Consider the following 20,889-nt stretch of genomic DNA (forward strand, 5'->3'; position numbering starts at 1 on the left):
TTTGTACGCGAGATAGATATGGCTATGTTTCACATGCCAAATCGGCTATAAAGAACCTCCATCTCACCACTGCGCTAGTTGAAGTGGAATTGGAGGTTCTTTTGCGTAAAATTCGGGACGTTCTCAATCATGCGAACACTTTTGAGACAGCCCCATCTACACATTTAAAGCACTTCTAAATTGTTCACTTGTTACAAATTCTTTTGAACTTTATTGATTATACAACCACAAGAATGTATAATTTTTTCCACAATTTAGTTAATTGTTCCAACTTGCCCTTTCTATTACGATAGGCTTATACCTTATTAAATCGGGAAGCAGGTAGAGAAATGCTACTAGAGATGAAAGGGATATCGAAAAGCTTTTTCAAAGTGAATGCGCTTAATCGAGTGCAGTTCAATCTGAACGCGGGAGAAGCCCACGCAATTGTAGGGGAGAACGGCGCCGGCAAATCTACTTTGATGAAAATACTTGCCGGCATTCATCAGCCAGATGATGGAGAGATCAGTTTACGAGGAAAGCCGGTGACAATTTCATCGACTAACGTTTCAAAACGGCTTGGAATCTCCATTATTCATCAAGAATTGAATCTTATTCCTCATATGAGCGTGGCGGAAAATATATTTCTTGGACGCGAGCACAGGAAAGGGGGCTTCTTTTCCGATTCCGGTTCGATGGTTCGCGAAACGAAATCACTACTAGAAAGCTTTGATTTGCAGCTAGACCCGAATGCACTGATAAGCAGCCTGAGCATCGGAGAACAGCAGATCGTAGAGATTGCCAAAGCGATGTCGATGAATGCGGAAATCCTGATCATGGATGAACCGACTGCCGTTCTGGAGGAGAAAGAAGCGCAAAAGCTTTTTGAGCTGATTCATCAGTTTAAAAGCAGAGGCGTAGCCATTATCTACATTTCCCATCGGTTAAACGAATTGAAACGGTTTTGCGACCGAATAACCGTGTTGCGAGATGGTCAATTTGTGACGACGCTTTCTATGGAAGGGCTTACAGAAAGAGAAATCGCAAATTTGATGGTGGGTCGTGAGCTAAGCGATCTGTATCCGGATAAACGCCAACGATTTGGCAATGAGATTCTGAGGGTCGAGCGGCTGACGCGCAAGCCGAATTTTGAAAACGTAAGTTTCTCCGTAAGGAGAGGCGAAATCGTTGGTTTCGCAGGATTGATCGGAGCCGGTCGCACAGAACTCGTTAGAACCATCTTCGGAGATTGGAAGCCGGATGCCGGCGCTGTGTATTGGAAAGGCGAGAAAGCAGCGTTCAGGAGTCCATTAGATGCGGTACAAGCAGGTATCGGCTTCGCAACCGAAGATCGGAAACGGACGGGACTTTTTCTGGATTTGGGTGTAACTCAGAATGTTTCGGTAACCTGCTTGCGTAAAGTAAGCAAATGGAGTTTTATTCGCCGAACATTAGAGAAACAATTCGTGGAACAAAAGGTAAATGAATTAAATGTTAAAGTAAATAAACGAACAAGCCCCGTCAAAAATTTAAGCGGCGGAAACCAACAGAAGATCGTGCTTGCTAAATGGATTGCTTCTGATAGCGAATTGTTCATTCTAGATGAACCGACCAGAGGCATTGATGTAGGAGCCAGGAAGGAAATCTACGAGATGATTTCCAGGTTTGCAGCTGAAGGTAAGGCTGTAATCGTCATTTCATCAGAGTTGCCCGAGCTTCTTGGATTATGTAACCGCATTCTTGTAATGCATCACGGTCAAATTAAGGGAGAACTCGATCACACCGTCGCCAATGAACAAAATGTAATGGCACTAGCTACAGGACTTTAAATGAAAAGGAGTATGATGCATGTCAACCGCAGCAACGGGAGCCAACAAAGGTGTAAAGCAAGATCGAAACTGGATTAAATATGTGTGGGATCAATACAGCGTGCTATTCGCGCTTATCGTGCTGGTTATTTTTGCTTCGATACTAAGCGAACACTTCTTAAGTGTTGGCAACATTACGAACATACTGAGGCAGGTTTCTATCGTAGGCATCTTATCCCTTGGTATGACGTTTGTGATTATTCTGGGGGGGATCGACTTATCGGTTGGTTCCATATTAGCGTTATCCGGCACAGTCGTTATGGCTGCACAAGTAAATTATCATTCCTCTATCATCGTTTCGATTGTGCTGGGTTTATTATGCGGCGTAATGATCGGTCTTATCAATGGGTTGATGGTGACATACGGGAAAATAACAGCATTTATCGCTACTTTGGCCATGATGACGATCGCAAGATCTTTGGCTCTCTATTATGCAGACGCAGGCGCCATCTCAGGAATGAATTCCTTATATGGAAAAATCGGCAATAACTATGTGCTCGGCATACCGATTCCGGTTATCATTTTCGCCATAATGGTGTTTCTCTCCTATATCGTGCTTGAGAAAACAGTATTAGGGAGACACATTTATGCTGTTGGAGGCAATTCGCAAGCAGCGCGTCTATCAGCCATTTCGGTATTCCGTGTCACGATCATCGCATATTTGATTTGTGGATTTACAGCAGCAGTTGGTTCAATTATTGAAACTTCAAGACTTAACTCTATATCTACATCAACCTCCGGAAATATGTATGAATTGGATGCGATTGCTGCCGTTATTATTGGCGGCGCCAGCTTGGCCGGGGGAAGAGGGCGTATTCTCGGCACCTTGTTTGGAGTTCTGATACTGGGAGTATTAAGTAATATTATGAATTTGTTAAATATCTCGCCATACTTACAGGGGGTGGTTAAAGGCTTAATTATTGTTGCGGTTGTCTTACTGCAAAAGAGGGATTAGCAAGAAAACAGGAAATGTCGTTAATTATTATTTCAATTGGAGGGTCAGTCAATGGTGAAAAATTTTTGGGTATTACCAATGGTTATAATGCTTTCTTTCGGTGCTGTATTAACGGGTTGCACGGAGGAAACCGCCAGTAAGCCGAAGATTGAAACAAATATAGATAGTACAAAAGAAAGTCCGTCTACAGATGCAACAAGCGCAGCAGGCAATTATACGATCGGGATATCGCTTCCTTCCGCGGATCACGGATGGATGGGCGCAATGGTCGCCAACGCCAAGGCGGAAGCGGAAAAGCATAAGAATGTGAAGTACATCTTGTACACGGCTAAAGATCCTGCCAAGCAAACCTCCGATATCGAAGACTTGATTACCAAAAAAGTTGACGCTGTTGTCATGCTGCCGATGGAATCAGCCGCTTTAACTCCGGCAGCCGAAAAAATAAGCAAAGCGGGAATACCGCTCGTTGTCATCGACCGAGCTGTAAACACAGAAAGCTACCGTACTTATGTAGGCGGTGATAATTACGGCATAGGTTATGGAGACGCCAAATATTTAGTGGAAGCATTGAAGAAGAAGAAGGGCAAGCCTGTGGGTAAAATCTTCGAAATATCCGGCGTGCCGTCAACCGTTACCGATTTAAGATCGAAAGGCTTCCGCGATTATATGAAAGATTTTCCTGAGATTGAAATCGTAGCTACACAGCCTGGCGATTTCACAAGAGAAAAAGCGCTGAAAGCAACAGAGAACATTTTACAAGCCAATAAGCAAATTGATGCTGTCTATTCGCAAGACGATGACATGACGATAGGCATTGTCCAAGCGATCCGTGATGCGAAACGCGATAAAGAAATGTTTATCGTCAGTTCCGGCGGCATGAAAGAAATTTATCAAATGATGAAAGAAAAGCAATTGCCTGAGGTTATCGTATCCCTGACCTACTCTCCTACAATGGGAGGCACCGCCGTTAACATGGCAACTAGAATTTTGGAGAAAAAAGGTCTGGAAGGATTCTGGGAAAAATCCGTTCCGCATCACATCGTTTTGGAAGCAACGCCGGTTACTTCGGAAAACGTAGATCAGTTTATTATGAAAGATGCCAACTATTGATTCTTTGAAAGACAATAATGCTGTGACCCATGATGTGGTAAAAGGAGGTTCAAATGCGATACGCAATCAGTAGTAATGTTTACACTCGTTTCTCATTACTTGAATCCATTGATAGAATTCATTACTGCGGGTATTCAGCGTTGGAAATTCTTGCTGACTTTCCCCATGTAAGTCCTCTCGATGTTACCTATCACGAAGCTAAACAAGTGTCACGTTTGTTGGAGCAAAGAGGAATGTCCGTCAGTAATATCAACGCCAATACTGCGGTTTGCGTATATACATTGGCTCAGAACAGCGGAGAGACAATTTTTGAGCCTTCGTTATGCAATAGCAAAGAAGAAGTGCGACTTCGAAGAATTCGGTATACCGAAAGGTGTATAGATCTGGCTGTGGAATGGGGGGCATCTTGTGTCAGTATTACATCAGGAAAATGCCTTGCTGGAAATCCTCCTGATCAAGCCTATGAATTGTTAGTTGATTCTATAGCTCGCATTTTGCGATATGCGGAAAAAAGAAATATACGAATCGGCATCGAATACGAACCGGGATTGTTAATTGAAAATGCAAATGAGGCTCAGCGCGTTCTGGAGGCATTCGATTGCAACTCGTTTGGGGTTAATTTGGATATTGGCCATGCCGAAGTTCTCGGAGAGCCATTGGCAGAAACTATACAACGTTTTGGTAAAAAAATTACGAATATTCACCTCGAAGATATCAGAGGCCACAAGCATTACCATCTCATTCCCGGCGAAGGCGATATTCATTTCAAGATGGTTTTGGAAGCGCTTCAATCGATCGGGTATGATCGTTATATCACGTTTGAAATTTATCCGTATGCTGATGACCCCGATGGGGCGGCAAAACGTGCGCTTGCACACATGTTGAATTATAACTAAACACACTAAGGAGTGGGATTAAGATATGCGTATTATAGATCCACACGTACATATGTTTTCAAGGACAGTTGATGATTATGAAAGAATGTCTTTAAGCGGCATTGAAATTGTCGTTGAACCTGCATTCTGGCTGGGAAGCGAACGGACATCCGTTCATACCTATTATGATTATTTTAGCCATATTCTGAACTTTGAACCTACAAGAGCGAAAAAGTATGACATTGAACATTATTCATGTATTGCCGCAAACCCCAAAGAAGCAAACAATCTGGAACTTGCTCTTCAAGTCGTTGAGGGAATGGAACCGTTTCTAGAGCACCCGAGATGCCTGGCGGTTGGCGAAATCGGTTTTGACAAAATTACGGATGCGGAAGAGATAGTGATGCGCAAACAGCTTGAACTGGCCAAGAAAATGGACATGCTGGTCATGGTTCATATTCCGCACTTCAATAAACGGGAAGGTACGAAAAGAACGATTGCGATTCTGGAAGAGATCGGTATGCGTCCTGAGAAGGTGCTGCTGGATCACAACATTGAAGAAACTGTAGACCTCGCATTGGAATATGGGGCATGGGCTGGAATGACCGTATATCCAGGGAAGATTACACCGGAAAGAGCGATTGCCATTATGAAGCAACATGGAACAGATCGGGTTATGATTAACAGTGCATGCGACTGGGGACCTGCTGATCCGATCAGTGTTCCCCGCACATGCAAAAAAATGAAAGAAGCGGGTTTCTCCAAGGAAGAGATTCAAAAGGTCGTATGGAACAATCCTTATCAGTTCTATAAAATGTCGGGAAAACTAAATGTTTAGATACCACAGATAACAAGAAGGAGGGACAGGAAATGAAGCTGGGATTCAGTGCAAATGCATATAAAAGATTTGACTTGCTGACAACGATAGATTCTTTGCAAGAAATTGGGTTTGAAGGAATAGAAATCTTGTGTGATATTCCGCATGCCTATCCTCCCGATTTAACCCAGGCGCAAAGAGAAAAAATTAAAAAAAGAGCAGAAAATAAAGGGATAAAGATATGCAACTTGAACGCTTTCATGTTATACGCTCTTGGGGATTGCTGGCGTCCTTCCTACATCGAACGGGAAGCAAGCGAAAGGCGGAAAAGGATCAATCACACATTAAGTTGTATTGATCTGGCTGCAGAGTGGGGAGTCCCTCATTTGTCCATTGAGCCTGGAGGGCCGCTTGATGGAGCGAAGGAAGATTGGGCACTCGATGTCTTTGAGGAAGCGATTCACGAAATTGCCGAACACGCAGAAAAAAAAGGTGTCATTGTGATGATTGAGCCGGAGCCGGAGTTATTAATCGAAACGTCTTCTCAATTTTTGAAGTTCATGGAACGTATATCGTCGCCCCAGATCGCTCTAAATTTTGATATAGGTCACTTCTTCTGTGCGGGGGAAGATCCTGTGCAATTGGTCAGCCGATTGGCGCCATATACAAGACACTATCATCTAGAAGATATTTCGTCTTCAAGAATACACCACCATTTGGTTCCCGGGGAAGGAGTCATTGACTTTAGAGGAATACTGTCTGAAATTGCAAAAACCAATTATGATGGTTTTATTACGATTGAACTTTACCCGTATGAAGAAGATCCGATACCCGCCACGACGAAAGCGTTTTCGTATATTTCTCCCATTATTAAAGAAGTGACGGGCGCAACATCCGCGACGAGAGGATCCTGATGAAAGCCTATTTACAACTCCTTCGGGTTCCCAATTTAGTAACATCTGCCGGTGATGTTTTAGCCGGAGCGTTTATAGTCTCCAGCATGGGTTCGGGTCCCTACGCGACGTTGTGGTTTCTGCTTCTTTCTTCGATCATGCTTTATGCGGGAGGCGTTGCTCTGAATGATGTGATGGACGCCTCCCTTGACCAAATCGAACGACCCGAACGTCCCATACCGTCTGGGAAAATTGGCAGAGAGCAAGCATTCATACTGTCATGTTTACTATTGCTTGGCGGTATAATCCTGTCCCTTGCATTCAGCCAACTTAGTTTTTATATTTCCTTGGCCTTGGTTTTGTGTATCGTGAACTACAATATCTGGGCAAAAAAGTACGGAATCCCGGGAGCGCTTGTAATGGCTCTTTGCCGGGCGCTGAACATATTGCTTGGATTTTCATTTGTTCAAGAACATTTTTGGGATTTTGCGTTGCTTGCGCTGCTTCCTTTCCTTCATATCATTGGTGTAACGGCTCTGAGCAGAGGGGAGAATCACGGCTATACAGCAAAAAGAATTTTGCTCATTGCGTTGCTACCTTTCGCCATCGTGCTTTGTTTAATTAGTTTGAAAGTGTTTAAAGGTTCATTTGCGTTCATGGAACTTTTTTTTATTGCATTATACTGTTTTTTTCAGGTTGCTGCCTATTATCCTGCGGTCCGGAAACCAACACCTGTATTTATAAAGCGGGGAGTAAAATATGGCATACTGTCATTGCTGATATTAAATGCAGCGCTCGTTTCCATTTTTGACGGAAGTCTTCACGCACTCATCGTTGCCTTTCTTATTGTCGTATCTTCGTGGTTGTCACGATCCATATCCATGACCTAGTGGAACACGAAAGGAGAATACTATCATACTATGCCTAAACAAGCCAAGCGTGTTGTTGTTCTCGATCTGGTCGGCTTAACGCCAGCTCATCTGGGGAACAGCGAATTAACTCCAAATTTAAATCGCATTGCTGCGAAAGGCAGCGTATCCAGAATAAAACCTGTTTTTCCTGCAGTGACAGGTGCGATGCAAGCTACGCTAACGACAGGCGTTGAACCAAACCGCCATGGGATTGTGGGTAATGGTCGGTTTGACCGCAAGCAAAGAGAAGTGTTGATGTGGGAACAGACGATTGCTCCGCTCGAGAGAGAACGGATGTGGGAAACATTAAAACGACTTGATCCGGACTCGAAGACGGCAGTTTTATTTATGCAGCATATCAAGTATGACAGTGCAGATTTTATAGTTACTCCGTCTCCGATGCATCTTGAAAAGGGGATGGAGGAATGGTATTTTTCGAATCCTCGAGGATTATATGAACAAATCGCCGAGAAACAAGGTCCTTTCAAGCTCCATTCCTTTTGGGGTCCAATGGCGGGTGCAGTTTCCAGCGAGTGGATCTCGAAGGCAGCGCTTCACATCCTTGAGAACCATCATCCAACCTTGACGTTCGTCTATTTGCCAAACCTGGATTATCAGGCTCAGCGGTTTGGCCCGGGCAGCAAGCAGCAACGAGATGCGATCATGGAGATTGACCAAATTGTTGGCCAGTTTCTGGATTCACTTGAACAAATGGGAGAATTGGAGGATACGGCTGTGGTCATACTTTCCGAATATGCGCTTCATCCTGTGGAATCTCCGGTTTACTTAAATCGTATTCTCCGGGAACATGGATGGTTGCAAGTCATTGAGCTTAACGGCAAAGAGTACCTTGATACTTTTCATAGTCAGGCTTTTGCCGTAGTCGATCATCAAATAGCTCACATTTACATTAATAATCCTATGTTTGTCGATGATGTGAAGGAAGCTTTGAAAGGGATTAACGGGGTTGATCTAGTTCTTGACGATTCCGGTAAAAAGGAATGGAATATGGACCATTCGAATGCAGGTGAACTTATAGCGATCGCAAATCGAAATGCATGGTTTTCCTATTATTGGTGGAATGATCCGGATGCGGTTCCTCCTTATGCTACAACCATTGATATCCATCGTAAGCCCGGTTACGATCCGGTAGAGCTGTTTATGGATTTGAAGACGAGATCGATCCCTTTAACACCTGAACTCATCCGAGGCTCGCATGGCGTTCTTCCTGTAACCGAAGACGATCTGGTAACTCTTATTGCCATAGGTCCGTCTCATGAAGTCGTTAATCAATCGCACATATGGCATGCAAGGGATATCCCTGCAATGATTTTCAATATGCTAGGGTATAACTACTAGAAAGGGGAAGTGATATGAACAATAAGATAGACTCACATTTCCTGTTTGAAATATCATCAGTTCCCTGGGATCATGGCGACCTTCGTCTTCCACACGAGAGGAAGGACGTCATTTTTTCCAAAGCTGAAAGGCGTCGGAGCGAGCTTGAATCGTTTCACGAACATGTGGAAAGGTTGAAGGAAATGAATTGCAAACACGTTATCATCCGTGAAGTAGGAGGATCCGTGCATTGGGATCCGACTCGCTCGAATAACGAAAAAGAGGTAGTTAGATTAACGGATGATCAATGGAGCTTTTTCGCAGAAGGATTGCATCTAGCAGGTGAAATTTGTCAGTCGTACAACATGCAATTGGTTTATCAACATCACATCGGTACGGTTGTCGAAAAAGCCAAAGAAATCGGGAAATTAATGAAAGCGACGGACCCTCATCTCTTGCATTTATTGCTGGACACCGGACATGCGTATTATAGCGGGAGTGATCCGCTTGCACTGTTAAATCACTACTATGAACGGATTCGATATATTCATCTCACGGATATCAGGCAGTCTGTCTTAAATCATGTAAGGGAAAAATCAATTGAATTCGTTGGGGCTGTGAAACAAGGGGTATTTACGGTCCCAGGAGACGGTTGGATTCAATTTGATCCTATATTCAAAAAGTTGATCGATAACCAATTCGATGGACGGGTGATCGTCGGGTGGGATCGGGATCCAACGGTTCTTGATCCATCTGCTGATGTAAGCAAATCAAAAAAATATGTCAACAGGATCCTTTCTGGCTATGAGGGGCCTTACCAACGAATGGAGGGGTAACTATTTTTCGAAGACAGATTCAATTTGGTGCTCATTGTTATGATTTCATTTCCGGAGTAGGCATACTTCATGAGGTTGAGGAATGGATGGATCCTTTGGAAACGGATAAGTACATGATAATTAGCGATAGCGGAATTCCGGAATACATAGTTTCTATAACGGTAGCTGCATTTGCAAAAGCGGGAACTACCAGTTTGCTTGTATTTCCTCCAGGGAGAGAAGCATAAAGACTTGTCTACTGTTCAAGATTTATGCAGGAAGGCGCTTGATCTTGGTGCGGATCGACGAACGGCGATTGTGGCTCTTGGAGGCGGGGTAACTGGAAATATTGCAGGAATGGTTGCCGGGTTGTTGTTCCGGGGATTACCTTTTATTCATATACCAACAACGTTAATTGCCGCTTCCGATTCCGTATTATCATTAAAGCAAGGCGTGAATCTGGATCAGTGGAAAAATATTCTCGGTTTTTATTACACGCCCAAATTCGTCTGTGTGGAGCTGAGCTTTCTGCAAAGTTTGCCGGAAAGAGAAATCCGTTCCGGCCTTTGTGAATTTGTAAAAAATGTGTTGGCGATTCTTCCTCATGAAATGGAGAAGCATCGTAACCTGCTAAAAGCATCGTGTCAATATCGCATGGAAGAACTTGAGCAGGTTATCGAGCTTTGTATTGAGGCTAAAATGACGGTTATGCGGGATGACCCCTATGAAAAAAATCACGCAGTTGTATTAGAGTATGGCCATACGGTCGGGCATGCCATGGAATTGATCGGTAACGGGAAGTACACGCATGGGGAGTCTATTGCCTTCGGTATGCTGTGTGCTTCAACGATCTCCAGACGGTTGGGTCTCCTGACGAGTAATGAAACGGATCTGCATCGCGAGCTTCTGGAGCTTATCGGTTTTAATGCAATACCTCCAATATCGTGGATGACAGAAATCGAGAGATATTTGTTGCGTGATAACAAAAAGGGATACAGACGACATGTTCCCGGCAAAACGGGTTTTGTTCTTCTGAATGGATTGGGCAGCCTTAATCAAGAAGCAGGCTCTTTCATAACGTATGTTGATGATGCCCTTGTACGTGAATCGATTCGTTATCAGATGGAAACGTCCCCTCTTTTTTTTGTTTAGCACATTCTCTTCAAGAGGTTTGTCGACCGTGAATGAGTATAGAGCCTTCAGCTCCCTAAATGGCGAAATTTGAAGGCTCTATTTACTATCCATTTAATAAATATCAAATATGCCTTCAAGTATTTCTAAATTGTGCACGAGTACTAGATTCTTGCGGTCTTTGCAAAATCGTATTGTTTTCCGAAGTAAATGATTATTTAATAAGCATGTGTGCTGCAGGAAAAGTTAAATAACTTCGATCGGATCCGCAGAAATTATTGCATTCTTGCTTTCAACGTTACTTATTTTGCTTTTCAGACTCACCGAAAATCATCTAGATCATCCACGACATCCACCCCATGAATTGTAAATGCTTACATCGAAAGAAATTCCAACTACTTCAATCTCTTTCATAAATTTGAATACAACCAATTTCACTTATCGCCGCACATGCTACAAACTTGGTCAAATATGGCAGCAGTATCGCTTACAGCGATCCCCCACACCTTCAAGGCTACGAAAGCGTTACCGTAACCGAATGTGTGCACATATAAAACAAATTAGTGGCCTTCGGGACACTTCCGTTCATTTCAAGCTTGAATCTCACAACACTGTGAAATTTATGGCTGGTTTTGGATGGAAGGATGGGATCAAACACAAAGGAAAGGAGCGATGTACTTTTTGTTGAGTTTTTATTTGGATAAATATAGATTTATATCCATAATTAATATGATGTAGGCGAAGTGAAATGAAGTGCTCTAGCAATCAAAATTATCATTGAAGGAGTCATGATGATGCGCACAAATAAAGTTAAGGTGCTGATTTTTTTTCGCTTGATGTTATTGGCATCATTGTTATTCAGTTTCGTCCCTGTTCAGCAAGCAAGCGCAGCAGTAGAACCGGATTTCAGAGTGCTTGTGTTCAGCAAAACTGCCGCATTCCGGCATGATTCTATTCCCGACGGGATTAAGGCGATTCAAGCTTTAGGCGTCGCAAACAACTTTCAGGTAGAAGCAACGGAGGATTCCGCTGTATTCACAACTGAGAATTTGGCGAGGTTTAACGCCGTGATCTTTTTATCAACAACCGGAGATATTTTGGATGAAACCCAGCAGGCCGCTTTCCAGTCTTATATCCAATCCGGACACGGGTATGTTGGCATTCACTCTGCGTCAGACACGGAATACTCCTGGCCATGGTACGGAAAACTGGTCGGAGCCTATTTCAAAAACCATCCGGCAATTCAGCAAGCGAATGTAAAGGTTGCCGATAAGGTACATGCCTCGACGTCAACCTTGCCGGCCATTTGGAACCGAACTGACGAATGGTACAATTTTGACCAAAATCCTCGCGGTAAGGTTCATGTGCTTGCTACAGTGGATGAGAAATCATATAGCGATGGAGGCATGGGCTACGATCATCCGATTGCATGGTGTCAAAAATATGACGGAGGAAGAGCATGGTACACAGCTGGAGGGCATACGAAGGAAAGCTATAGCGAAGCCTTGTTTTTGCAGCATATATTGGGCGGAATAAAATGGGCCGCCGGTAAAGCGGAGGGGGATTGCTCGGCTAGCGTCTATAACGACCAAAATTTTCAAAAGCAGGAAGTTATAAAAAACGCCAATGCGCCGATGGCCTTCGACTTTACGCCAGATGGCCGATTATTCTTTATCGAGAGAACGACAGGGAAAGTAAGAGTATTCAACCCGGATACGAATGTGACGACGGACGCAGCGACAGTCAATATATACGGCAATCAGGAAGATGGTTTGCTGGGTATCGCATTCGATCCGAAATTTGCTGAAAACCATTGGGTGTATTTATATTATTCACCGGCAGGTTCAACTGCCGAGAATCGCATATCCCGATTTACGGTCAATGGGGATCTCATCGATCTGTCCACGGAGAAAATTGTGCTGAAAGTGCCTACACAGCGAAATGAATGCTGTCACTCCGGGGGAGATTTAGAATTCGGCGCTGACGGGAACTTGTATTTGTCCGTTGGGGATAATACGAATCCGTTCGCTTCCGACGGCTTTGCGCCTATCGACGAAAGATCCGGGCGTTCTGCATGGGATGCACAACGAACAGCAGGCAACAAGAACGATCTGCGCGGGAAAATATTAAGAATTAAGCCGCAACCTGACGGTACCTATACGATTCCGAGCGGCAATTTATTCACGGACGGTTCAGGCAAACCTGAAATCTATACGATGGGGAACCGCAATCCATTCCGAATTTCTGTTAATCCGTATAACAATACGGTTTATTGGGGAGAGGTGGGCCCAGATTCGAGCAATGACAATGCTTCCCGAGGACCGAAAGGGTATGACGAGTTCAACATGGCTTCTACTGCCGGTAATTACGGCTGGCCTTATTGCATAGCAAACAACAAGGCTTATAAGGAGTACGACTTCGCAACGAGCACATCGGGAGCGGCTTATGATTGCAACGGTGGGCCGGTTAACAACTCTCCCAATAATACTGGAGGGCAAAATCTTCCGCCTGCAAAAGGGGCTATGATCTGGTATCCATACGATACAAGCACGGATTTCCCTGAAATCACAGACACAGGTGGACGGACGGCGATGGCGGGGCCTGTCTATAAGTACGATGCAGCAAATCCATCCCTCTATAAACTGCCGAAATATTTTGATAAATCCCTTATTGTTTTTGAATTTTCACGGTTTTGGTTTAAAGAGCTGAAATTTGATGACAATGGCAATTTGCTGAAAATCAATCCTTTCCTCACAAACCTCTCGTTTGATCATCCTATTTATGCGAAGATCGGCAAAGATGGGGCATTGTATGTCTCGGAGTTTGCAAGCGGCGGTAGTGACGGCAAAATATCGAGAGTCATTTATGTGAACAGCGAGAATCAACCCCCGGTTGTTAAAGCGACAGCTGACAAAACGGATGGTATGGCACCGCTGACGGTCAACTTCGATTCTACAGGAACGATGGATCCGAACAGTGGACAAATTTCTTATGCCTGGGATTTCGATGGCAATGGGACGGTCGATTCGACGTTGGCGAACCCCTCCCATACGTATACAACGAATGGAAGATATAGCGCCATTCTCAAGGTCACCAACACGCGTGACAAATCGGCAACCGTAACGATTCCGATTACCGTTGGGAATTCGTCGCCGGTTGTGAAGATTAACATGCCGTCGCCAAACGAATTCTTTAAATGGGGAGATACGATTCCCTATACGGTAACAGTAACGGACGCAGAGGACAATCAGATTGATTGCAGCAAGGTTTCGGTCATGCCGGCGCTAGGCCATGATACGCATTCGCATCCGGATACGATTCATTATGGCTGCTCCGGAACGTTCACGACGGCCGCTAGCGATACGAACCTCGAGAATACGTATTATGTGTTAACGGCCAGCTACACCGATAAAGGGGGAACGAATGCTCCTCCGTTAACGGGAACGAATACGATCAAGCTCCTCTCTACGGATCGTCAAGCAGAGTATTTCGACAGCGCCAGCGATGGCATTAAGACGGAGACGACATCGGATACGGGAGGCGGCAAGAATATTGGGTATATATCGAAAGACAGCTGGATTGCGTATAAAGACATGAATCTTAAAAATGTCATCGGCATCAGCGCAAGAGTGGCAGCCATCAACGGAGGTGGCGGCACGATCGAGATGCGCGCCGATTCTCCGCGAGGAACATTGCTTTCGACCCTAACGGTTCCTGCAACTGGCGGCTGGCAAAACTGGACGACGGTTAACGGCACCGTTAGCAATGCCCCAAGCGGTCTGCATGACATTTACTTTGTATTTAAAAGCACTTCGAGCTCTCTATTCAATGTAAATGTGTTTACATTTACCACGCAAAGTTCGGCTGACAATACGCCGCCGGTGGTGACCATTACCACACCGGTAGCAGGAGGTTTGTTCAAATGGGGAGATACGATTCCCTATACGGTAACGGTAACGGATGCTCAGGATCAGGTGATTGATTGCTCCAGGGTTAAGGTGCAGCCAACGCTAATGCATGATGATCATTCGCATCCCGATACAGCCCAAAATGGCTGCACCGGGACTTTCACAACAGTTCAAAGCGATACTAATCAAGAAAATACGTATTATCAACTCGTTGCCAGCTATACCGATAACGGTGGAGCAAACAATGCCCTGCCTGCTACGGGAATGGCGACGATCAAGTTATTGTCTACGGACCGGCAAGCCGAGTATTACGATACCGCCAGCACTGGTATTAAGACAGAGGACACAACCGATACTGGAGGCGGTAAAAGTGTAGGCTATATTACGAATGGCAGCTGGCTTCTTTTTAACGGTCTGGATTTAAAGAACGTCACTGGCGTCAGCGCAAGAGTGGCATCCGCCAACTCCGGAGGTACGATTGAGGTGCGAGCAGACTCTGTAACCGGAACCTTGCTTTCGACCTTGACGGTGCCAGGTACGGGAGGTTGGCAAACATGGACAACGGTGAAGGGTGAGCTTAGCAATATTCCGAGCGGGAAGCATGATATTTATTTTGTGTTTAAAGGCGGATCGGGCTATTTATTCAATGTGAACGTGTTTGCATTTGCCATGGATCAAGGAAAAACGTTAGTAAGCATCACAGCACCTGCAGCAGTCACAGGTGTGGCCAACGGAACAGCCAAGACAGCGGAAGCGCTCGGGTTACCAGCAACCGTGGTATTGGCTACCAATAGTGGAAATGTGAATGCAGGTGTGACTTGGAATGTAAACGCAGCAAATTACAATCCGAGCATCAAGACGGAACAGACGTTCACGGTAGCAGGCACAGTGAGCCTTCCGGTAGGAGTTGCTAACCCGAACAATGTGACTTTGACAACAAACGTCAGTGTAACTGTGAATGCTATGATTGTCGCGAAGAAAATCCTTCAAAGCGTCACAGCGCCTGCAACGGTCACTGGAGTTGTGAACGGAACAGCTAAGACAGCGACAGCTCTCGGACTACCAGCAACTGTGGTATTGGTTACCGACAGCGGCAGCGTGAATGCAGATGTGACGTGGAATGTAAACGCAGCAAATTACGATCCGAGCATCAAGACAGAACAGACATTCACAGTAGCGGGGACGGTAGTCCTGCCTGATGGAGTAGCTAATCCGAACAACGTGCCTTTGACATCGGTTATCCAAGTGACTGCTTTACGAGTAGCTGTCAATACGCCGCCGGTGGTGACCATTATAACTCCAGTAGCAGGAGGTTTGTTCAAATGGGGAGATACGATTCCCTATACGGTAACGGTAACGGATACTGAGGATAAGGTGATTGATTGCTCCAGGGTTAAGGTGCAGCCATCGCTTATGCATGATGCGAATTCGCATCCCGATACGCCTCAAACTGGCTGCACCGGGACTTTCACAACGGTTCAAAGCGATACTAATCAAGAAAATACGTATTACCAACTGGTTGCCAGCTATACCGATAACGGAGGAGCAAACAATGCCCTGCCCGCTACGGGAACGGCGACGATCAAGATTTTGTCTACGGACCGGCAAGCCGAGTATTACGACAGTGCCAGCGATGGCATCCAGACAGAGGACACGGCTGATACTGGAGGCGGCGAGAATGTAGGCTATATTTCGAATGGCAGCTGGATTTCGTATAAAGACCTGAATCTTAAAAATGTCACCGGCGTCAGCGCAAGAGTGGCAGCCGTCAACGGAGGCGGCGGCACGATCGAGATGCGTACCGATTCTCCGGAAGGAACATTGCTTTCGACCCTAACAGTTCCTCCTACAGGCGGCTGGCAAACCTGGACGACGGTTAACGCCACGGTTAGCAATGTTCCAAGCGGTCAGCATGACATTTACTTTGTATTTAAAGGAACTTTGAGCTCTCTATTCAATGTGAATGTGTTTACATTTGCCATGGATCAAGGAAAGACGTTAGTAAGCGTCACAGCGCCTGCAGCGGTCACTGGCGTAGTGAACGGAACAGCTAAGACAGCGGCAGCGCTTGGGTTGCCAGCAACCGTGGTATTGGCTACCAATAGCGGAAATGTGAATGCAGCTGTGACGTGGAATGTAAACGCAGCAAATTACGATCCGAGCATTAAGACAGAACAGACGTTCTCGGTAGCAGGCACAGTGAGCCTTCCGGCGGGAGTTGCTAACCCGAACAACGTGACTTTGACAACAAATGTCAGTGTAACTGTGAATGCTATGATTGTCGCGAAGAAAATCCTTCAAAGCGTCACAGCGCCTGCAGCGGTCACTGGCGTAGTGAACGGAACAGCTAAGACAGCGGCAGCTCTGGGACTACCAGCAACCGTGGTATTAGTTACCGACAGCGGCAGCGTGAATGCAGGTGTTACGTGGAATGTATACGCATCAAATTACGATCCGAGCATTAAGACAGAACAGACTTTCACGGTAGTAGGCACAGTGAGCCTTCCGGAGGGAGTGGCTAACCCGAACAACGTGCCTTTGACATCGGCTATCAAAGTGACAGTTAATGCTTTGCAAGAAGTACAGCCGAAAGCTGTGATAAGAGGACCTGGCACTGTGGTTGCCGGTCTGCCTTTCGAAGTCAACATCGGTCTTCACGGCGTCACTTCCAGCAGTTTTGCGCAGGACATCACGGTGACATACGATTCCTCCGCAGCCGAGTATATGTCATCTACAGCTTTGAAAACCGGTGTGGACATTGTCGCGGAGAAGGCAAATTCGGGCACAATCAGGCTGCTTCTAGCAAGCAAAGGGATGGACAATGGGATTAGCGGCGATACTGAGCTGGTGAAGCTGACTTTCCAGGGCGAAAACAATACCGCAACCGGCAGCCGGCACGATAGCGGTAACCGGTGCACGGCTTGGCAACGCGTTGGGAATTGAGATTCAGGCGCAACCGGCTTCCATGCAAGTTGAAGTCGTGACTAATCCCGGTCTGCCTGGCGATACGAATGGCGACAATAAAATCTCGATCGGCGATCTTGCGTTTGCAGCCGCCAATTACGGTAAAAACTCGAGCAGTCCGGATTGGAATCGGATCAAGTCGGCCGACCTCGATGGAAATGGTGTCATCGATATTGTCGATCTTGCGGCAATTGCCAAGAAAATCTTGAACTAATTAGACTGACTGAATAGGCGAAATCATTATTTTTTAGAAATTAGGAAGATAAGAGATGCCCCTTTATATTGGCAATATTAGAGCCATGTAAAGGGGCTTTTCTCGACTATGGAGGAATAATCCGGTGAGAAACAAATTAAAGCGATTTTTTTCTGTAGTAGTAGTAACCTCTATAATGGTTCCGTCGTTTTCGTATATTAATACTAATCATGCAGAAGCGGCTCGAACGGACGGAACAGCGCCCTACATTGAATAGTACTGAACTAGCTCTGGCCAAACGGTCAGAGCTCTTTATTATTTACCCCCAGGTGCTGTCTTTTGGAAAATTATTTTTCCATTGATGTGTTCGTCTATGAGAATAAATATTATTTTGAAACGAAGAAATGGCGATTAAATAATTATAAAAAAAGTCTTCACTTCCACTAAGTTAATGGTTTTGAAGGCTTATTTAGTTGTTTTCTAGAAAAATCGCTATTCTTGAGATGTGCATTATAAAGAAATTGTAGAATTTCTTAATTTTTGTTGATTCTTAGCGAGGGCGCGAATAGTATGATCGACGTACAACATTGGAGATGAATGGAAACCCTACTGCACGAAGATATGTTATTTAAGGAGATGATAAGATGGCTTCGTTCACAATTGAAGGCAAACAGTTTATTTATAACGGCAAACCTATTCGAATCCTGTCAGGTGCTCGATGTTGAGTGTTTTGTTCAATTAGCAGGAGAATTGGAGCTGCGCGTCAGTTTATCGGACCCAAGGGCAAAGAATAAACTCGTACTCCAAAATGTGCATGACAGGGCGCTCATTTTCCATGGCTTGATTAATCTTAATGTGGAAAAAAATAACAATGATATTATATTTAAGACCCATCGTCCAGGGTTAAAAGATAGATTTTTTGTATATTAAAGGTCGAATTTAGCATGATATAATGTACTAGTATAAATTTGAAGGTGAGCAATCCTAACTACTCAGCAGCTAAAGACGCAGGTAAGCCCCACTTCGTAAAGGCGATCATGGTTATAAGTGAAGTTAATGATAACGTGGCGAAAAACATCCAGATCGAGAAGATAAATATGTTTTTAATGGTAGCGCACCAAGTTGTGACGTTTTGAGACAAGACATAGAGAGCGGTGGTGTTTCGTACTTCTTATATTTAATAAAAAAAGGGATAATCGTTGAAAGAGGATTCATCAGTAATTATGAGACAAAGGTTGAAGAGGATAGGGTAATGTACTATGCGATTTACGAGAATAGAACCACTTTAAGTCCATTTTTAGTCATCCCAAGATGGCCTGGTCCAATGGCCGGTATAATTCAATTGGATGATAGCAACAGAAGAATTATTGAAAGTTTAATGTAATTATTTTATTGTTAAATAACTATAGAACAATCCTAAACTCATAATTCTCTTTCAGAAAATATTCTTCAGCCATCTTCACGTCTAAGACACTAAATTAAAATAAATATCCTAACATATAAGAGGACAAGTACATATATCTAGAAATCCGCGCGCAGCGCGGTTTTATTATTTTAAGGGATGTAAGTCTTTTTCTATATCCGTTTCGATTTCCACCAAGATCATAAGGCGTTGGTGGGGAGTACATAAGGCGGAGATGCATCGATTCTGCCGACAGATGCTTAATGGTGATTTGACCTTTTGGAAACGATTCTTGAAATTCGTCTCTGATTTAAAGTTCACATTTTCATTTTGTAAGTCAACTATCGCTTTTGATATGTTCTTGTCAGCATAGTAAACTGGCGGAATGCTCATGAAGCTGTATCATGAGTTTTATAAGGCGAAGAGGTAAGGATAATGAATCAGATACTTCATTTATTTGGACTCTGTGCAAGTAATGGAGGTGAAGGTTATGAAGTTAATCCATATCGAGAATGCCAGTAAATATTATATGATGGGCGAGGAAACGATTAATGCATTAGATGACGTTTCGTTAGATATTGATCGTGGAGAGTTCGTAGCAATCATGGGACCGTCAGGTTCCGGCAAATCCACACTGATGAACATCATCGGGTGTTTGGATATTGTAGATAAAGGTATCTATGATCTGGATGGTCAAGCAATAAACGTACTTAAGGATTCTGGGCTTGCTGAGATTCGGAATCGGAAGATTGGCTTCGTTTTTCAAAGCTTCAACTTGCTGCCGAGATTAAGTGCCTATGAGAATGTGGAGTTGGCTTTGATCTATCGGGGAATGAGCAAAAAGGAAAGAGAGCCGCTCGTTTTACATGCACTAGAATCGGTTGACTTGCTGGATCGTAAGAAGCATTTTCCATCAGAGTTATCTGGTGGACAGCAGCAACGTGTTGCTATTGCGCGAACGTTGGCAGGAAATCCGTCGATCATTTTGGCGGATGAGCCTACGGGAGCGTTAGATTCAAAGACAGGTGTGGAGATTTTAAACATTTTAAAGAGATTAAATGCACAAGGTCGGACGATTATTCTGATTACGCATGACATATTGATTGCAGAACAGGCGAAGCGGATTGTGCGGTTTCGGGATGGGCGGTTGAATGAAGTTGTTTAGTGTTTATAAGACCGGGACTCCGATGGGGTGCCGTTTTTTTGTTTTTTACACATAGACAGAGGCATACGAAACCATCTAATATATTGTAAATATTTCCCGAAAAAAGGGGAAGATGATGCATTACTATGTACTGAGAATGCCAAATAACCCTCCAATATGGTGTTGAAAAGTTTTTCAAGTAATTCGTTTGTTAGCAAATTAAATTATTCGAGGAAAGCTTCTTTTCGTTTAAGCATGGCAAAGATCCAATGCAGTAACTTGTTAACACAAGCGATCATTGCTCCTTTTATTTCTTCTTGAATAGACGGATTATTGTTTTCGTCATTGCATCCGTTTTTCTTCTTCTTCTCGTAACCCTGGTATGTCTAATAATAATACCATGTCTCTCGACCTTACGAGAAAAATCGTAAGGCTTTTGATTTTTTTAACGATGAAGAAAGAGGAGCAACAATAATTCTATTAGACAATGGATGACTGGCGTCGTTAGATGCAAGTTTTGCTTTTTCTAGTGCTAAATGCTGCTCCTCTCCTAAATGGAGTTCTCTATTAGTGGAAATTGTTCTAC

Annotated in this window: 13 protein-coding genes; all 13 read left to right on the forward strand. The window is 44.2% G+C overall.

Annotated features, from left to right (window positions below):
• Nucleotides 1-329 precede the first annotated feature (329 nt).
• Complete coding sequence (locus tag ACBP55_RS10475; RefSeq protein ID WP_464651331.1) at nucleotides 330-1,808, forward strand: sugar ABC transporter ATP-binding protein; 1,479 nt, start codon at nucleotides 330-332, stop codon at nucleotides 1,806-1,808.
• Nucleotides 1,809-1,827: 19 nt separating this feature from the next.
• The gene (locus ACBP55_RS10480; RefSeq protein WP_464651332.1) at nucleotides 1,828-2,802 is read left to right on the forward strand and encodes an ABC transporter permease; all 975 of its coding nucleotides are present in this window, start codon (nucleotides 1,828-1,830) and stop codon (nucleotides 2,800-2,802) included.
• 51 nt (nucleotides 2,803-2,853) lie between these two features.
• Complete coding sequence (locus ACBP55_RS10485) at nucleotides 2,854-3,912, forward strand: substrate-binding domain-containing protein (RefSeq protein WP_464651334.1); 1,059 nt, start codon at nucleotides 2,854-2,856, stop codon at nucleotides 3,910-3,912.
• Nucleotides 3,913-3,965: 53 nt separating this feature from the next.
• A complete protein-coding gene (locus tag ACBP55_RS10490; protein ID WP_464651336.1) occupies nucleotides 3,966-4,808 on the forward strand; it encodes a sugar phosphate isomerase/epimerase family protein in 843 nt (280 codons plus the stop codon).
• A gap of 25 nt (nucleotides 4,809-4,833) precedes the next feature.
• Nucleotides 4,834-5,625: a TatD family hydrolase gene (locus tag ACBP55_RS10495; protein WP_464651338.1), complete on the forward strand. Its 792-nt coding sequence runs from the start codon at nucleotides 4,834-4,836 to the stop codon at nucleotides 5,623-5,625.
• Nucleotides 5,626-5,657: 32 nt separating this feature from the next.
• A complete protein-coding gene (locus ACBP55_RS10500; RefSeq protein WP_464651339.1) occupies nucleotides 5,658-6,518 on the forward strand; it encodes a sugar phosphate isomerase/epimerase family protein in 861 nt (286 codons plus the stop codon).
• Nucleotides 6,518-7,387 carry a UbiA-like protein EboC gene (gene eboC / locus ACBP55_RS10505; RefSeq protein WP_464651340.1) on the forward strand — a complete coding sequence of 290 codons (870 nt, stop codon included), beginning with the start codon at nucleotides 6,518-6,520 and terminating at the stop codon, nucleotides 7,385-7,387. Before ACBP55_RS10500 ends, eboC begins: the two co-directional genes overlap by 1 nt.
• A gap of 30 nt (nucleotides 7,388-7,417) precedes the next feature.
• Complete coding sequence (locus tag ACBP55_RS10510; protein ID WP_464651342.1) at nucleotides 7,418-8,767, forward strand: alkaline phosphatase family protein; 1,350 nt, start codon at nucleotides 7,418-7,420, stop codon at nucleotides 8,765-8,767.
• Between the two features lie 14 nt (nucleotides 8,768-8,781).
• Entirely contained in the window at nucleotides 8,782-9,582 is an 801-nt protein-coding gene (locus tag ACBP55_RS10515; RefSeq protein WP_464651343.1) for a TIM barrel protein, read from the forward strand.
• 198 nt (nucleotides 9,583-9,780) lie between these two features.
• On the forward strand, nucleotides 9,781-10,713 hold the full coding sequence (locus ACBP55_RS10520) for a 3-dehydroquinate synthase family protein (RefSeq protein ID WP_464651345.1): 933 nt from the start codon (nucleotides 9,781-9,783) through the stop codon (nucleotides 10,711-10,713).
• A 767-nt stretch (nucleotides 10,714-11,480) separates the two neighbouring features.
• On the forward strand, nucleotides 11,481-17,543 hold the full coding sequence (locus ACBP55_RS10525; protein WP_464651346.1) for a carbohydrate-binding protein: 6,063 nt from the start codon (nucleotides 11,481-11,483) through the stop codon (nucleotides 17,541-17,543).
• Nucleotides 17,544-17,565: 22 nt separating this feature from the next.
• Entirely contained in the window at nucleotides 17,566-17,778 is a 213-nt protein-coding gene (locus ACBP55_RS10530; RefSeq protein WP_464651348.1) for a dockerin type I domain-containing protein, read from the forward strand.
• 1,871 nt (nucleotides 17,779-19,649) lie between these two features.
• On the forward strand, nucleotides 19,650-20,324 hold the full coding sequence (locus ACBP55_RS10535) for an ABC transporter ATP-binding protein (RefSeq protein ID WP_464651349.1): 675 nt from the start codon (nucleotides 19,650-19,652) through the stop codon (nucleotides 20,322-20,324).
• Nucleotides 20,325-20,889: the final 565 nt, after the last annotated feature.

It is taken from the genome of Paenibacillus sp. WG02 (genome assembly GCF_055396115.1).

What these genes read in the sequence shown, in the direction of transcription:
- ACBP55_RS10490 (WP_464651336.1), top strand. Translation starts at nt 3,966, where the DNA reads ATGCGATACGCAATCAGTAGTAATGTTTACACTCGTTTCTCATTACTT.
- ACBP55_RS10525 (WP_464651346.1), top strand. Translation starts at nt 11,481, where the DNA reads ATGATGATGCGCACAAATAAAGTTAAGGTGCTGATTTTTTTTCGCTTG.
- ACBP55_RS10510 (WP_464651342.1), top strand. Translation starts at nt 7,418, where the DNA reads ATGCCTAAACAAGCCAAGCGTGTTGTTGTTCTCGATCTGGTCGGCTTA.
- ACBP55_RS10495 (WP_464651338.1), top strand. Translation starts at nt 4,834, where the DNA reads ATGCGTATTATAGATCCACACGTACATATGTTTTCAAGGACAGTTGAT.
- ACBP55_RS10530 (WP_464651348.1), top strand. Translation starts at nt 17,566, where the DNA reads ATGCAAGTTGAAGTCGTGACTAATCCCGGTCTGCCTGGCGATACGAAT.
- ACBP55_RS10475 (WP_464651331.1), top strand. Translation starts at nt 330, where the DNA reads ATGCTACTAGAGATGAAAGGGATATCGAAAAGCTTTTTCAAAGTGAAT.
- ACBP55_RS10480 (WP_464651332.1), top strand. Translation starts at nt 1,828, where the DNA reads ATGTCAACCGCAGCAACGGGAGCCAACAAAGGTGTAAAGCAAGATCGA.
- ACBP55_RS10535 (WP_464651349.1), top strand. Translation starts at nt 19,650, where the DNA reads ATGAAGTTAATCCATATCGAGAATGCCAGTAAATATTATATGATGGGC.
- ACBP55_RS10500 (WP_464651339.1), top strand. Translation starts at nt 5,658, where the DNA reads ATGAAGCTGGGATTCAGTGCAAATGCATATAAAAGATTTGACTTGCTG.
- ACBP55_RS10515 (WP_464651343.1), top strand. Translation starts at nt 8,782, where the DNA reads ATGAACAATAAGATAGACTCACATTTCCTGTTTGAAATATCATCAGTT.
- eboC (WP_464651340.1), top strand. Translation starts at nt 6,518, where the DNA reads ATGAAAGCCTATTTACAACTCCTTCGGGTTCCCAATTTAGTAACATCT.
- ACBP55_RS10485 (WP_464651334.1), top strand. Translation starts at nt 2,854, where the DNA reads ATGGTGAAAAATTTTTGGGTATTACCAATGGTTATAATGCTTTCTTTC.